This window comes from uncultured Flavonifractor sp. (assembly GCF_944385615.1).
GTDB lineage: Bacteria > Bacillota > Clostridia > Oscillospirales > Oscillospiraceae > Flavonifractor.
In genome coordinates, this window is sequence record NZ_CALWXV010000033.1 from 1 (window position 1) to 14,156 (window position 14,156).

General features: G+C 61.9%; 13 protein-coding genes and 1 pseudogene. 3 read left to right on the forward strand and 11 right to left on the reverse strand.

Annotated elements, in window-relative coordinates; genetic code table 11:
- The 3 genes and pseudogenes from Q0J75_RS09150 to Q0J75_RS09160 form a co-directional block, all read left to right on the forward strand.
- Window positions 1-237: pseudogene (locus tag Q0J75_RS09150) on the forward strand (ABC transporter ATP-binding protein); the annotation flags it as partial.
- Between the two features lies 1 nt (window position 238).
- On the forward strand, window positions 239-1,162 hold the full coding sequence (locus tag Q0J75_RS09155; RefSeq protein WP_297199971.1) for a SufB/SufD family protein: 924 nt from the start codon (window positions 239-241) through the stop codon (window positions 1,160-1,162).
- Window positions 1,146-1,565 (forward strand): PaaI family thioesterase, encoded by a 420-nt coding sequence (locus Q0J75_RS09160; protein WP_297199974.1) that lies wholly within the window; start codon window positions 1,146-1,148, stop codon window positions 1,563-1,565. Before Q0J75_RS09155 ends, Q0J75_RS09160 begins: the two co-directional genes overlap by 17 nt.
- A gap of 38 nt (window positions 1,566-1,603) precedes the next feature.
- Here the strand turns inward: Q0J75_RS09160 and Q0J75_RS09165 are convergent, their stop codons facing one another.
- The 11 genes from Q0J75_RS09165 to Q0J75_RS09215 all read right to left on the reverse strand — a co-directional run bounded on the left by Q0J75_RS09165 (window position 1,604) and on the right by Q0J75_RS09215 (window position 14,040).
- Window positions 1,604-1,924: a hypothetical protein gene (locus tag Q0J75_RS09165; protein WP_297199977.1), complete on the reverse strand. Its 321-nt coding sequence runs from the start codon at window positions 1,922-1,924 to the stop codon at window positions 1,604-1,606.
- A gap of 51 nt (window positions 1,925-1,975) precedes the next feature.
- Window positions 1,976-4,192 carry an S-layer homology domain-containing protein gene (locus tag Q0J75_RS09170; RefSeq protein WP_297199980.1) on the reverse strand — a complete coding sequence of 739 codons (2,217 nt, stop codon included), beginning with the start codon at window positions 4,190-4,192 and terminating at the stop codon, window positions 1,976-1,978.
- Window positions 4,193-4,407: 215 nt separating this feature from the next.
- Entirely contained in the window at window positions 4,408-5,187 is a 780-nt protein-coding gene (locus tag Q0J75_RS09175) for a sulfite exporter TauE/SafE family protein (RefSeq protein WP_297199984.1), read from the reverse strand.
- Window positions 5,188-5,193: 6 nt separating this feature from the next.
- Window positions 5,194-6,357 (reverse strand): 6-phosphofructokinase, encoded by a 1,164-nt coding sequence (locus Q0J75_RS09180; protein WP_297199987.1) that lies wholly within the window; start codon window positions 6,355-6,357, stop codon window positions 5,194-5,196.
- Between the two features lie 12 nt (window positions 6,358-6,369).
- The gene (locus Q0J75_RS09185; protein ID WP_297199992.1) at window positions 6,370-7,830 is read right to left on the reverse strand and encodes a lactate racemase domain-containing protein; all 1,461 of its coding nucleotides are present in this window, start codon (window positions 7,828-7,830) and stop codon (window positions 6,370-6,372) included.
- Between the two features lie 11 nt (window positions 7,831-7,841).
- On the reverse strand, window positions 7,842-8,678 hold the full coding sequence (locus tag Q0J75_RS09190; protein WP_297199995.1) for a triose-phosphate isomerase: 837 nt from the start codon (window positions 8,676-8,678) through the stop codon (window positions 7,842-7,844).
- Between the two features lie 12 nt (window positions 8,679-8,690).
- On the reverse strand, window positions 8,691-9,839 hold the full coding sequence (locus Q0J75_RS09195) for a class II fructose-bisphosphate aldolase (RefSeq protein WP_297199998.1): 1,149 nt from the start codon (window positions 9,837-9,839) through the stop codon (window positions 8,691-8,693).
- A gap of 13 nt (window positions 9,840-9,852) precedes the next feature.
- The gene (nagA, locus tag Q0J75_RS09200; protein ID WP_297200001.1) at window positions 9,853-10,995 is read right to left on the reverse strand and encodes an N-acetylglucosamine-6-phosphate deacetylase; all 1,143 of its coding nucleotides are present in this window, start codon (window positions 10,993-10,995) and stop codon (window positions 9,853-9,855) included.
- Between the two features lie 8 nt (window positions 10,996-11,003).
- On the reverse strand, window positions 11,004-11,819 hold the full coding sequence (locus Q0J75_RS09205; RefSeq protein ID WP_297200004.1) for a glucosamine-6-phosphate isomerase: 816 nt from the start codon (window positions 11,817-11,819) through the stop codon (window positions 11,004-11,006).
- A gap of 39 nt (window positions 11,820-11,858) precedes the next feature.
- On the reverse strand, window positions 11,859-12,524 hold the full coding sequence (locus Q0J75_RS09210) for a response regulator transcription factor (RefSeq protein ID WP_297200007.1): 666 nt from the start codon (window positions 12,522-12,524) through the stop codon (window positions 11,859-11,861).
- Complete coding sequence (locus Q0J75_RS09215) at window positions 12,493-14,040, reverse strand: sensor histidine kinase (protein ID WP_297200010.1); 1,548 nt, start codon at window positions 14,038-14,040, stop codon at window positions 12,493-12,495. Before Q0J75_RS09215 ends, Q0J75_RS09210 begins: the two co-directional genes overlap by 32 nt.
- Window positions 14,041-14,156 lie beyond the last annotated feature (116 nt).

A 14,156-nucleotide genomic window follows, 5' to 3' on the forward strand; every position in this document is an offset into this window, starting at 1 on the left:
GGCATCGACCTGTGGTCCTTCGCCAAGCTCACCGAGACCTTCAAGCTCATCCACCAGAAGCGGGAGGCCACCCTCATCGTCATCTCCCACCAGGAGCGCATCATCGACCTGGCCGACGAGATCATCATGATCGCCGACGGCCAGATCCAGAAGCATGGCCCCAAGGATGAGATTTTTCCCCAGATCCTGGCCAACACCAGGACCTCTTGCAGTTATCTGTCGGAAGGAGCGAAATAACATGGATCAAGCGGAATGGAAGCTCCTCAAGGAGATCGCGGACCTGGAAAAGACCCCCCAGGGGGCCTACAACATCCGCCGCAACGGCCAGCTGGATTCCCGCAACAGCACCGCCAACATTGAGATCACCACCAAGACCGAGCCGGGCAAGTCGGGCATCGACATCACCGTCAAGCCGGGCACCAAGGGCCAGTCGGTCCACATCCCGGTCATCATCAGCCAGACTGGCCTTTCCGAGCTGGTATACAACGACTTTTTCATCGGGGACGACTGCGACGTGGACATCGTGGCCGGCTGCGGCATCCACAACACCGGCTGTGAGACCAGCCAGCACGACGGCGTCCACACCTTCCACATCGGCAAAAACTCCAAGGTCCGCTATGTGGAGCGCCACTACGGCGAGGGCGAGGGCACCGGCAAACGGATCATGAACCCCCAGACCGTGGTCTACCTGGAGGAGGGGGCCTCCCTGAATATGGAGTCCACCCAGATCCGGGGCGTGGACTCCACCAAACGGGAGACCCGCATCGTGGTGGGCAAGGGGGCGGAGGCCGTTATCACCGAAAAGCTGCTCACCCACGGCCAGCAGACCGCCGAGAGCGATATGGAGATCATTCTGGACGGCGAGGACGCCACCGGCCGGGTCATCTCCCGTTCGGTGGCCCAAGACCATTCGGTCCAGGTGTTCTACCCCAAGATGACCGGCAATACCAAATGCTTCGGTCATGTTCAGTGCGACTCCATCATCATGGGCAACGCCAAGATCTCCTCTATCCCCGCCATCGCCGCCAACCATGTGGACGCCCAGCTCATCCACGAGGCCGCCATCGGTCGCATCGCCGGGGATCAGATCCTCAAGCTGATGACTCTGGGCCTCACCGAGCAGGAGGCGGAGGAGAAGATTCTGGATGGATTCTTACAGTGAGTTGTTGGAGGTGGTCAACCGCCCCGGCCGGTTCGCCACCCACAGCGGCGTGACCATCACCCGGATCGAGGGCCGGGAGGCGGAGGGCCGTCTGACCATCCGCCCCGAGACCCTGAATCCCATGGGCATCGTCCACGGCGGAGCCTTGGTGACTCTGGCGGACACGGTGGCGGGCTGCGCCGCCTTTACCTGCGGCAGGGTGTGCGTTACCCTGGACTGCAATATGCAGTATTTGGCCCCAGGCACCGGCAGCTATATCCACTGCCATGCCATCCCCAAAAAGCTGGGCAAGACCATTCTGGTCTATGACGCCATGCTCACCAATGACCAGGGCCAGACGGTGGCCACCGGCACCTATACCTTTTTCGCCAAGGATATCAAGACAGAGGACGCCACCTTTTAACATGGCAAACGGCCGTGCTGGATCAGCACGGCCGTTTTTTATCCCTCTCTCAAATCCCACAGCCGCAGCAGGGCGGCCAGCAGCACCAGCAGGGAGGCCCAGAAATTCACCGCCCCGCTCCGGCCCTCCTCCCTGCCTTTGACCGCCAGGCAAAAGAACCAGCCCAGGGCCACCACCACCAGCACCGAGCTCTCCAGCCGCAGGCCGGTAACATCAGGGGCCTTCCCCGTCTCATATAAGCCCCTGCGCTGTTTGTCCAGGGCCAGCCAGAACAAGCAGATCGCCCCCAGCAGCACCGATAAAAAGAACAGGGAACGGTCTGCCGTTTTGCGCTCTCTTTGTAAGGCCATATCTTCCATCAAAAGCCCCCCTCTTCCCAGTGTATCGGGAAGAAGGGGGCTTTGTGCCGCTTACACGGCGGGATTTTTGGTAAAGTGGATGGTGTAGGACAGCTCCTCGTTCTCATTGCCGGCGGCATCCTTCAGGGTCCCGGCGGCCAGGTCGAATTGGTAGGTGCCCTCCACATACTTGTTGCCGTTGTGGTTGGTGACCGTAATGTGGAGCTTGGCGGCGTCCTTCTCGTCAATGACAAAGGTGCCAAACTTGTGGCCGTCAATGGTGATCTTCAGCGGCTCGTCCCCGGCCTCCACCGCCTCGCTCATGATGACGGTCAGGGTGGTAAACTCCGCCCCCTCGTCAAAGTTCACGGTGGCGCCATCGCTCACAGGCTTTCCGTCGATCTCAAAGCCCGCTACGGTGGGCGCGGTCTCGTCCAGAGGCACGGCCACATCGGCCACCGTCATGCTCTCCTCCACAAAATACATGGAACCAAACTGGTTGCCCGCCTGATCCTTTCCGGCAAAGTAGAAGGTAACGGGGCTGCCGTCGGCGGCCTGCCGCAGCAGGGCGGAGGCGGTGGGATTCAGGGTAATCTCCCACTTCTGCTCCCCCAGGGTGTCGGTAAACACACTGGTATAGCCCAGGCCGCTGTCCTCGTCCAGATAGGTGTAGCTTTTGGCCTCCACGGTGAACTCGGGGAAACTGTCCTCCAGGCTGTGGTCGATCTCCAAAAAGGCCAAAGGTCCGTTGTCGGACACCGGCACGGTGAGGGTCAGGGTGTGGTCGTTGCCCTCCAGCTTGACCCCCTCCTTGTCCAGCACAGGGGCAGCAATGTCGGCCTCCGCCTCCTCCTCAAAGGACACAGCCCACACATAATGGGGGGTACGGCCCTCGTCGTCCTTCAGGGCCACCTGGCGGCGAGCGGTCAGATAACCGGCACAGTTGCCCTCGGCGTCATAGATGGCCTTGTTGGAGCGCACACCGTCTCCCAGCTTGGCGTCGGTAAAGGTAACGGTCCACACAAACGCTTCCTCGTTGTCCACCTGCAGATCGGTAATCTTGACGTCGCCGGAAATGGTATAGCTGTCGGACTGCAACGCTCCACTGCTCAGTTTGGTGAGCTGGCCGTCCTCCATGGTGTAGAGGGCCTGGTCAAAGTGAATGGTTACCTTACCGTCCTCTTCGGCCACCTGGGTAATGGCGGGGCCGGACTTCTCCTCCTCTCCGCCCACGGGGTTGCCCTCGCTGTCGGTGGGGCCGGTCACTCCGTCGGCTACCTCCAGGCTGCCGGGGAGGTTGCCCTCCAGCACCACGCCGCCCACATTCACCTGGGCAGCGTCGATGGTGCCCTGGTTGTCCACCTGAGCGGCGGCGTTGACCGTAAGCGCATTCACCTTGGCCTGCTCCTCCAGAGCCAGCCGGGCGGCGGCATTGAGGGCCAGATACTCCGCCCGGGTCTCCCCCGCCAGAGTCAGGTCCACCGGCGCATCCACCTGGACGGTTCCCACGCTCAGGTCTTGGGCGGTGAGCTTGGTCCCGGTACTGCCGGGGGCCACCACCAGACCGGCGGTCTCACCAGACACTTCCACCTGGCTGCCGCTACGGCTGGCGCCGGCATTGACCACCACAAAGCGGTTTCCGTCTGCAAGCTTCACCTGGTCGGAGCCGGTGATGTAACTTTCGATGGCCTTATCCAGCAGGGCCATGGTGGAGGCCCGGTCAATGGAGCCCAGAGGGGCCAGCCGGGAGCCGTCCTCCACTCCGCTGAGGATGCCCATCTGGGTCAGCACCGACAGATAGCCCGCCGACCAATCCGCCGCCTGGGCCCCGTCGGTAAACCGGCTCAGGTCGGGGTCGCTGTCCGCCCGCACTCCCATGGCCCGGGCAAACATGACCATGGTCTCCTGCCGGGTGATGGTCTGGGTAGCGTTGCAGTTTTCCCCGTCCCCTTCCAGGATTCCGGCGGCGGTACACTTCAGGATGGCGTCGGCGTACCACTCGTCCCCCTTCAGGTCGGCGTACCGGTTCTCCGCCTGCTCAGTCAGGCCCAGCAGCCGGACAAAAATGGTAGCCAGCTCTCCCCGGGTCAGATTGGCGGCCGGCCGGAACAGCCCCTGGTCGTTCCCCTCCACCAGGCCGGCCTCCAGCCAGCGGTGGATGGAATCTGCCGCCCAGCTCTGGGCCACATCGGGCAGCTGATCCTGCCGGGCGGCGGCCAGAGCGGGAGTGCCCATAGACAGCCCCATGGACAGGGACAGCAGCAGGGCCAGTGGTTTTTTTGCTTGCATGGGTAATTTCCTCCAGATTGCGTCAAAGTTACTAAATATGGACCACTTTCTTTGTGCAAAATCCATACTGGTTTGGTATTATACCATGACTTACTCCAGAGTCAAGGGAATGGGCCGGGCCAAATGTTGACATGGATTTTGAGGCAAAAACAGGAGGCCCGCCCCAGGAAAATCCCGGCACAGGCCTCTATGAAAAAGAGGAGAAGAACGCTATGTTACACAAAGCACCGGACCAGATTATAAACGCTGATGCCGGTGATGACCAGGAGCAGCCAGAAGAACAGCTTGTCCACCGCCTTGTTGTCCATACGGCGGCTGAGGCTGCGGCCAACGGTGCCGCCCACCACGCCGCCCACCATCATCACAATCAAGACGGGCCACTCAAATTCGGGCACAGTCTGCCCAATGAGGGTGTTCAGGAAGCTGGCTCCCTGAGAAAAGAGGATGACGTACAGGGAGTTGAGGGCGGCGGTCTTGGAGTCCATGGAGAAGAAATAGTAGAGCACCGCCAGATTGATAGGACCGCCGCCGATGCCCAGGAAGGAGGACAGCACCCCCAGGGCCAGGCCGATCACCACGCAGGCCGCCCCGTTTTTCACGTTCAGGGTACGGATGCGGGGCCGGTTCAGGGTGTAGGCCAGCACGCCCAGGGTCAGCAGGATCATCAGCACCTGCTGGGCCACCGAGACGGCGGAGCCGCCGGCGTCCTTCACCAAGTCAAACAGCTGCTTGCCCACAATGCCGCCCACGGCGGCGCCGATGGCCAGCAGCGTGCCCCGCCGGGGCTCCACCTTCACCTCGCCGCCGATGCTGCGCACCATAGAGGTGATGGTCATGGCCAGCACGGTACAGCCGGACAGAAAGCTGATGGTGGCTACCGGCAGGCCGGACACGGCGTCCATCACCGGCTTGATGATGACGCCGCCCCCTACCCCGCTGATGCCGCCGATGGTGGTGGCCAGAATAGCGACGAGAAAGTTAAACAGGATCTGCATGGCGGCTTACCGCAGAGAGATAAACCGGCTGTCGTAGTCCCCCAGCAGGGGCTCACAGTAGGCCTTGAACTCCGGCTTGATGCTGGCGCCGTCGTCGCCGATCCACTCCAGGGGGAATTTCTTCTCGGCGTTGGCCACCTTCTCCAGCGGAATGAGGCAGGTCTTGGAGGAATAGGGCGCACGGGTGGTCTCAAAGCCCACCATAAAGCCGGTCTTGCCCTCCACAGCGGAGCGGACGGCGCAGGCTCCGGCCTTCTCGGCCTCCTTCTGGTCGATTTCGGACATGAGTGCCACGCTGACCCGGCCCAGCAGGCCAGGCTTCTCAGACCGGGACTTCAGGCCGGTCTCCTGCATAATCATGTCGCTGAGGGCCTGAGCGGCGCCGCCGGGCACCTTGTGGCCGAAGCCGTCCACCACGCCGGAGTCGGCCACGGGAGAGCCGTCGGCATAGTGGATGCCCTCGGAGATAGTGACCAGCAGGCCCTTCCCCTTAGCAAACTTTTCCTTGACCGCGGAGAGGAATTTCTCCTTGTCAAAGGCCACCTCAGGCAGGTACACCAGATGCTCACAGGGCATCAAATCGGCGTACAGAGCGGAAGCGGCGGTGATCCAGCCAGCGTTGCGGCCCATCAGCTCCATCACCACCACATGGATGGGCAGAGCGGAGGCGTCTTGAGCCAGCTCCAGAGCGGAGACAGCGGCGTACTTGGCGGCGGAGCCGAAGCCGGGGCAGTGGTCGGTGACGTCCAGGTCGTTGTCGATGGTCTTGGGGATACCGATGACCCGCAGCTCATAGCCGGTCTGGACCGAGAGCTGATAGATCTTGTTGCAGGTATCCATGGAGTCGTTGCCGCCGTTGTAGAAGAAGTAACGGATGTTGAACTTCTTGAAGCACTCCAGCACGGCGGGATAGTCGGCGTCGGTGAGCTTGCGGCGGCAGGAGCCCAGGGCGGAGGCGGGGGTCTTGGCCAGCAGGGCCAGGTCCTCGTCGCCAAACTTGCCCAGGTCGATCAGATCCCCGGCCAGAATACCCTCAGCGCCGAAGCGGGCGCCGTAGATGGTCTCGATCTCGCCATGAGTCTTGGCCTCCCGGACCGCCCCCAGCAGGGAGCTGTTGATGACCGGGGTGGGGCCGCCGCCGTGGGCGATGAGCATATTTCCTTTCAGCATACCAACCCCTCCTTACACGTTGCTCAGGTCGTCGTCCTTCATGCACAGATGGACGGCGCCCAGCTTGAAGGTCTGGGGCAGAGCCAGGATGTTGGGGTTTTCGCCCACAAACTTCCGCTTGGCGTCCTCCAAAGCCTCCTCGAAGGTGGCCCGGGTCTTGAGGCCCATGCCACGGGCGATGCCGGGCTCCTGGGCACCCACGATATAGATGGCGGAGGTGTTCATCTCGGCGATGTGGCCGCAGCTCATCATGGAGAAGCCGTGGAAGGGGTGGAAGGCGTTGGCAAAGCGGTACTTGCGGATATACTCCTCATTGGTGGCGAAGTATTCGCCGTACCGGTTCATATCGGGCAGGATGTTCATATAGTCGTGCTGGAACATCTCATACAGCTCCCGCAGGTAGGGCCACCGCTCGTCATGGAAGTAGCCGTTGCAGATGGAGGAGCAGATGATGACGCAGTTTTCCTTCATCACCCGCTTGTGGCGGATGACCTGGGCGGACAGAGCCTGCATCATCTGGATGGGGTTGGTGCCCATGCCGTTGCCATAGTGGAAGTTCTGAGGCATACCGAACACCATCACGTCGTACTTCTTCTCGGCGAAGGGTACATAGGTGCGCTTGTTGGCCAGCTTCCAGGACTCGGGCTGCATCACCTTGGCGTAGCCGGAGTAGATGGCGATCTGGCGGGAGTAGGTATCCAGCACCGCGTCGCAGCAGAAGAAGGGGTGGCCCATCTTCTCCTCCATCAGCATACCGATCTCGTCAAACTTGGTACGCATCAGGGAGTGGCCGGACACGGGGGTGAAGTCGGGCCGGTGCATCACGTCGGGGACGTGGTGGCTGGCGATGCTCCGCCAGTGGGTGATGCCGGTGGCGCAGTGCTTGTAGCCGCCGGAGTAGCCGCCGTAGGGGTTGCCCTGGGTGTGGCCGATGAGGATGGGCAGGTCGCAGTCAAAGACGTACTTGTTCATCAGCACCGGATCACCCCGGTCGGTGGTGCCCAGGTCCACCATGTGGTCGTAGTCTTCAGAGTCGTGGCTGGTGATCTGATGGGTGTAATAGAACTCGTTGAAGAGGTCATCCCCCAAGATCTGCTTCATCTCGGACACAGTGGCGCGGGGGTGCAGGCCGTTGGAGAACATGAAGAGGATATCCTTCTTGTCCACCCCGGCGGCGTACAGCTCGTCCAGGCAGGCCCGGATGGACACCTTCCGGTGGGCGGTGGGCTGGCAGCCGCCCTTGACGATGTCGGGGATAACGAACACCACGGTCTTGCCGGGGCCGGCCAGCTCCTTCAGGGGCTTCATGCCCATGGGGTTGCGGATGGACTCCAGGGTGGCGTTGTACAGGCTGTCCCAGTCCTGGGGCAGGCAGGGGGGATCGGGCACGGTGGTACCGGGGATGAACACGTCGGTGTTGTCGGGCAGGTTGGCGCTCATCAGGCCGTTGCCATATTCAAACTCAAGCTTCATGGGCTGTCTCCTTATTTTCCAAGATAAGTCTTGATGATCTCCAGGTACTCGTCGGGGTAGAAGCCGATCTCCCCCTGGAAGCGGGTGAGGGCGATGAGGCCGCCGTCGATCTCGTCGATGGAGGCCAGCATTTCGGCGTTGTCCACCTTCAGCCCGCCGCCGTACACCACGTCCAGGCCGCCGGTCTGCTCCTTGACAAACTTGGCGATCTTGGTGATATAGGGCTTGTCGGCGGGGGTCTTGCCGGGGCCGATGGACCAGATAGGCTCGTAGGCGATGACCACCTTAGAGGTGTCCACCCCGTCCAGGCCGATCTTCAGCTGGTCGCCCAGCACCTGCTGCCACTGCTCCTGCTCCTCGCTCTTCTCGCCGATGCAGTAGAGGACGGTGAGGCCCTGCTCAATGGCCAGCTTGATCTCCTGGTTCAGCAGGCGGTTGACGGCGGCGGTGTCGGTAACGCCCGCCTCGGCCAGCACGCCCATCTTGTCGTTGCGCTCCTCACAGTGGCCAATGATGGTGGAAGTACACCCCATGGCCTTGACAATGGAGGCGGGGCGGTTGGTGGTGAAGGCGCCGAAGTTGCCGCCCACAGCGGTATTCATACGGTAGACGCTCTGGGAGCCCACCTGGACGGGGCTGTTCTCACAGCGGGCAGCCACCGCCCCCAGGATGTGGGCCTCGGGGAAGTACTGGACAAACTCCGCCTCAGCGGGGTCGTACTTCTTCAGGCCCTCCTGGGTGTGCTCCACGATATACTTGCCCCAGTCAGCCACCGGGGCGATGCGGTTGACGCCGCCAAACTCCACAGGCACGTCAAACCGCTTCAGATTCAGATACAGATGCTTCATTCCCGCCACTCCTTACTTCTTGTAGAAGTCGATCATGTCCTCCAGGGACTTCTGCTCCACCAGAGGAGCCCGGCCGTAGGAGCCGAAGTTGACGATCAGGGAGCCCACGGCCTCCTTCACGCCGGCCTCCACACGGCTCATCAGCAGGGCCACGTCGTCGTCGGGCACATTGCCGGTGAGGACAGTGTCCATGATGGGCGGGAAGAACACACGGGGGTCAAAGGCGGACTTCTTCTCCTCCAGCAGAGCGTACACCCCGCCGATGGAGGGGCTCTTCTGAAGGGCGGGCTGCTGGGCGAAGAGCTCCTTCATGTTGCGGGTGACAGCCAGACGGATGTCGGTGTCCACGTTGATCTTGCGGATGCCGCAGGGGATGGCGGCGATCAGCTCGTCCACGTTGATGCCGTAGGCGTTCTGAATGTCGCCGCCCAGGCCGTTGATCTCCTGGACGATGTACTGGGGCACGGTGGAGGAGCCGTGGGACACCAGGGCGCAGAAGATGCCAAGGCGGTTGATGCACTCCTTGATGGCGATGGGGATCTCCCGGCGGAGCTTGGCGTCCTTACCCTTGTTGGCGCCGTGCTGGGTGCCGTAAGAGATGGCCAGGGCGTCCACCTCGGTCTTCTGGATGAACTCCACCGCGTCCAGGGGGTTGGTGTAGGTGGAGGTGGCGGCAAAAACGTGGTCCTCCTGGCCGCCCAATACGCCCAGCTCGCCCTCCACGGACACGCCCCGGGCGTGGGCGTACTTGACCACCTCGCGGGTGAGCTCAATGTTCTGCTCCAGAGGCAGGGAGGAGCCATCGATCATGACGGAGGTATAACCGCCCTCGATGGCGGCCACGCAGGAGTCAAAGTTCTTGCCGTGGTCCAGGTGGAGCACCACGGGGATGGGGGAGTGCTCGCCGTACTTCTTCACGGCGTTGGCGATGTTGCGGGCGCCCTTCTTCTTGTCCTCCAGAGTGCCGTTGGCAAAGTCCACACGGCCGCCCATGAAGGCGTTGGCCAGGTCGGCGCCCTGCAAAATAGCGGGAGAGCGGAAGGTCTCGTGCATCTCGATGACGGCCTTGGCCTGGGCCACGGCGTTGACGTTAAACGCGCCCTGGGCGTAGTTATACTTCTCAGCAGCTTCCATCAAAGGTCTCAGGGGTACCAGCGGCATAGTAATTTCCTCCTTATTTCTCGGCGGCGAACACACATTGGCCCGCCACATAGGTTGCAGTTACATTCAATTCATCATCCAAAACCACCAGATCGGCGTCCTTGCCGGGGGCAATGGAGCCCTTCCGGTGGTCCATGCCGATAAGGCGGGCAGGATTGCTGGTCAACAGGGGGAGCACGGTTTCCACATCCTCCCCGGTGAACTTCACCAGGTTCTTCAAAGCCTGTCCGGTGGTGAGGGTGGACCCGGCCCGAACGCCGTTGGAGGCCAGTTTGGCGTCGCCGTCCTCCACCACCACGTCATTGACACCCAGCTTATAGTGCCCGTCGGGCAGACCGGCGGCCTGGATGGAATCGGTCACCGCCACCACCTTGTCATAGCCTTTGCAGGCCAGCAGCATCCGCACAGAGCCGGGGTGGAGGTGGCGGCCGTCACAGATGGCCTCGCACATGACGGGCCGCTCCAGGACCGCTCCCATGATGCCGGGGCGGTGCTGGTGGAACAGGCCCATGGCGTTGAAGGTGTGGGTACAGCAGGCGGCCCCCGCGTCGATGGCGGCGCAGGCCGTCTCATAGTCGGCGCCGGAGTGGCCGATGGCCACGGTGACATGACCGGCGATCTCACCGATCATGTCCACCACCCCCTCCACCTCGGGGGAGACGGTGATGTAGCGCACCGCCCCGTCGGCGGCCTGCTGGTACTTGCGGAAAAGCTCTGCATTCCCCTTTTGCAGCAGGTGCTCCGGCATGGCTCCCTTGTACTCCACCGACAGGAAGGGGCCCTCCAGGTGGATGCCCATCAGGCCCGCCCCGGTGATGGGGGCGGCCATAGCGGCCTTGGCCTGGTCGATGCACCACAAAGTCTGCTCCGGGGTGTCGGTGAGGATGGAGCACAGCCAGCCGGTGGTACCGTGGCGGGCAAAGAACCGGCCGATCTTGGCCAGGTCCTCGGCGGTGGCGGCGTTTACGTCCACCCCGTCGCCGCCGTGGGTGTGCAGGTCCAGAAAACCAGGTATGAGCCGTTTGCCGTCCAGATCCACCACCTGGTCAGCCTTACCGCCAAACCCGGCGATACGGCCGTCCTGCACCAGCAGGTCGGTCTCCTGGAACCGGCCGTCCAGATAGACCCGGCCATTGGTAAAGAGCGTCTTTTTCATGTGCTACCTCAGAAGGGCTGACCGGCGGCCAGGGAATTGGTGAAAATGATGGCGTCGGGGTGATTTTGCAGCAGGCTGGCGGGGAAATGGGCGGTCACCTCGCCGTAGGCGGCCTGACGGACCACCGAGCGGTGCCACTCCCGGAACACGCCCAGGCGGACCTTGCGGGCCCCCAGGATCTGCTTGATGCCAATGGTGACGGCACGGTGGGGCATGGCGTCGATGGCGCCGCAGCGGTCGCCGATGGCGTTGGCGGTGCGGGTCTCCGGGTTGAGGGACAGAGCCCGGGTGCCCTGGGCGGCAAACTCCTCGGCGGTCATATCCTCCCGGGACTCGTTGAAGGCCAGATGGCCGTTGATGCCGATGCCGCCGAAGGCGATGTCCACCCCGCCCAGCTCCTCAATGAGCCGGTCCACCTTGCCGGGGTCGGCGGGGTCGGGGAAGACCCGCTGCTCGGGGGGCATGAGCAGCTCGGGGTCCACCTTGGTGTACACGGTGCGCTCCATGAAGCCCCGGAAGGACAGGGGGCTTTCCTTGTCGATATAGGTGTCGTCGTCGTTGAGATACTCGTCCATGTTGATGAACCAGCAGTTTTTCAGGCTGATCCGGTCCCGGTTTACCAGCCGGACAAAGATAGGATACTGTCCCACCGGGCCCACGGGGCAGATGAAAACGGTCTTCTCCCCCTTCTCGTTGTGGGCCTTGATGGTGTTGACCATCTCCATGGCGATCTCATAGAACACCTCGCCGGAATCTCCCAGCTTGACCACGGGAATCTTGGCGTCCTTGCCCAGGTCCTGGGCGGAAATGTGATAATAGTCCATGTGGATCTTCCTTTCTATCCTGGTTCTGTAACGGTAGGGTCAAAAGAGATGGGACACATTCAAATCCCGGATGGTGTCCACAATCTCTTTGGTGCGGGTACAGCCAAACTTGCGCAGCAGGCTCTTGATCTGGGTTTTTACTGTGACCACCTCCACGCACCGCTGGGCGGCGATCTCCTTGATCTTCTTTCCCTCCAGCAGCAGCCGCACCAAGTCCCGCTCGGCGGCGGTAAGCTGGGAGACGGTGCTGATGAAGAAGAGCAGGGAACGCTCCGAGGTGCGCAGGCGGGAGTACTCCTTGAGCAGCAGGTTCTGGATCTTGCCGTCCAGCATGGCCTGCCCGGCGTAGGCGCTGCGGATGTGCTGGAGCAGTTCTTCATCCTCACAGCCCTTGACGATATAGTCCACCGCCCCCGCGCCCATGGAGGTAAGGATCATGTTGTCGGTCTCGTGGGCGGTGAGAAAGAGGACCTTGGCCTCCGGCTTTTTCTCCAGAATATGCTCGGTGGCGTGGATACCGGCGGTGGTGGTCTCCATCTCAATGTCCATGAGAATCAGGTCAAAGTCGGTCTCCGCGGCCAGGGCCTCGATCTCCTTGCCGCTGGCGGCGCTGCCCACCACGGTGATATCCTCCTGCTGATTGAGGACGTCGCACAGATCCTCCCGGATCAGGTCAAAGTCCTCGGCGACCAAAATGCGAATCATGCTGTTTCCTTTCCTGCCCCCGACGGGCGGTACCATAGCGGGGCAGCAGAATAAAGAAGGACGCCCCTCCCTCCTGCCGGTTCTCCACCCGGAGGGAGCCTAAGTGGCTGCGCACGATGGTACGGACATGGTAAAGTCCCATGCCCCAGTTAAAATTGGAATTTTTGCTGGAATAGAAGGGCTCAAAGATATGCTTGAGCTCCTCCGGTTGGATGCCCGGCCCATGGTCCTTCACCTCCAGGACGGTGTACAGCCGCTCCTGGTGGCTCAGCAGCTCCACCGGCCTTGCCTCCTCATAGCCAATGGTGGCCTCCCAGGCGTTGGTAAGCAGATTGTACAAAGCCTCGCTGAGGTAATTTTCATCGGCCAGCACCTGGAGCTCCTGGTCCATGCCCGCCCGCACCCGGCCATCCGGGTACTTTTTGCGGAAGCGATCAATGGTGATCTCCTGTAACCGCCCCAGCTTGACCGGCACCAGCCGCACCGACTTGGCCTTGACCGTGCGGTAGAGCTCCTCCGAGCGGCCGATGAGCAGCTCGTTGTTCTCATACAGGCTGTCGGCATAGCCCCGGACCCGCTCCAGGTCGGGCTCCTCCTTTTGCAGCTCGGCCCGGATGCGCTTATAGAGCACCCGGTTGGCCAGCAGCTGGTTTTTGATGCTGTGGACAAAGACCGACGCGCCGGTGCGGGCCACGTCGAATTTGCGCTCCAGCACCACCTCGTCCCGGTCGCTGGTAAAACTGGTCTGGGTATAGCGCAGCAGGCTGCCCAGACCCAGAATACCGCATACCACGTTGACCGCCACCAGGACGATATAACCCCCCACGCTAAGGGCAAACTGGAGATAACCCACACCTTTGATCCAGGTGTAGTCGTAGCTGTAAAAGCGGTAGATCTGCCCCGGGTCCTGTCCGCAATAGAGTACATACAGGGTGGCCAGAGCCACCAGAGAGATGACGATGGGCAGAAATTTCCGCCGGGAGAAGTGCATGGTCGTGGAGCAGTATTCCACCACCAGCAGCACCACCGCCAGGGCCACATAGCACAGCACCCACACATAGGAAAACTGCACCAGTATATCTTTGGCCTGCGGCAGCACCCCCACCAGCCTGCGGTAGACGTCGGGGTAGTAGAGCACCAGGGATGCCCCGGGCAGGATCAGCGCCAGCCTGCGGGCCAAAGGGGCCTTCCGCAGGGCTGAGAGCATGGAGTACTGAAAGGCAAGCTCCACCAGAAACAGCGGGAACAGGTAGCGGCCCAGGGCCACGATATACCCCAGCTGTCCCAGGGTGATGAAGCGGTACTGCACCCAGGCCCGGATCTCCCGGCTGAAAAACAGGAAATTCATGACCTCCTGGGACAGTCCGCCCTTTTTGGCGATGAAGATCATCAGGCCCACAAAATAGACCGTTAGGCTGAGGCACAGCCCGGACAGCAGCAGGGACTCCCAGTTCTTTTTGACGCACAGCACCAAAATGGAGCCCATGAGCAGTCCCACAGACAGCAGCAAAAGCATGGCGCCGCCTCCCCTTTCTCCGGTTTCTGTTGTCTATTGTACCGGGAAGTGAGAGCTTTGTAAACGGTGGCGTTCACACAGAGGAAAGGGGCGGCGGCGGTGTTCCGCCGCCGCCC

Bases quoted from the DNA above. Each gene is read 5' to 3' on its own strand.
- nagA (WP_297200001.1), bottom strand. From the start codon at position 10,995: ATGAAAAAGACGCTCTTTACCAATGGCCGGGTCTATCTGGACGGCCGG.
- Q0J75_RS09180 (WP_297199987.1), bottom strand. From the start codon at position 6,357: ATGCTGAAAGGAAATATGCTCATCGCCCACGGCGGCGGCCCCACCCCG.
- Q0J75_RS09160 (WP_297199974.1), top strand. From the start codon at position 1,146: ATGGATTCTTACAGTGAGTTGTTGGAGGTGGTCAACCGCCCCGGCCGG.
- Q0J75_RS09190 (WP_297199995.1), bottom strand. From the start codon at position 8,678: ATGAAGCATCTGTATCTGAATCTGAAGCGGTTTGACGTGCCTGTGGAG.
- Q0J75_RS09205 (WP_297200004.1), bottom strand. From the start codon at position 11,819: ATGGACTATTATCACATTTCCGCCCAGGACCTGGGCAAGGACGCCAAG.
- Q0J75_RS09155 (WP_297199971.1), top strand. From the start codon at position 239: ATGGATCAAGCGGAATGGAAGCTCCTCAAGGAGATCGCGGACCTGGAA.
- Q0J75_RS09185 (WP_297199992.1), bottom strand. From the start codon at position 7,830: ATGAAGCTTGAGTTTGAATATGGCAACGGCCTGATGAGCGCCAACCTG.
- Q0J75_RS09195 (WP_297199998.1), bottom strand. From the start codon at position 9,839: ATGCCGCTGGTACCCCTGAGACCTTTGATGGAAGCTGCTGAGAAGTAT.
- Q0J75_RS09170 (WP_297199980.1), bottom strand. From the start codon at position 4,192: ATGCAAGCAAAAAAACCACTGGCCCTGCTGCTGTCCCTGTCCATGGGG.
- Q0J75_RS09165 (WP_297199977.1), bottom strand. From the start codon at position 1,924: ATGGAAGATATGGCCTTACAAAGAGAGCGCAAAACGGCAGACCGTTCC.
- Q0J75_RS09215 (WP_297200010.1), bottom strand. From the start codon at position 14,040: ATGCTTTTGCTGCTGTCTGTGGGACTGCTCATGGGCTCCATTTTGGTG.
- Q0J75_RS09175 (WP_297199984.1), bottom strand. From the start codon at position 5,187: ATGCAGATCCTGTTTAACTTTCTCGTCGCTATTCTGGCCACCACCATC.
- Q0J75_RS09210 (WP_297200007.1), bottom strand. From the start codon at position 12,524: ATGATTCGCATTTTGGTCGCCGAGGACTTTGACCTGATCCGGGAGGAT.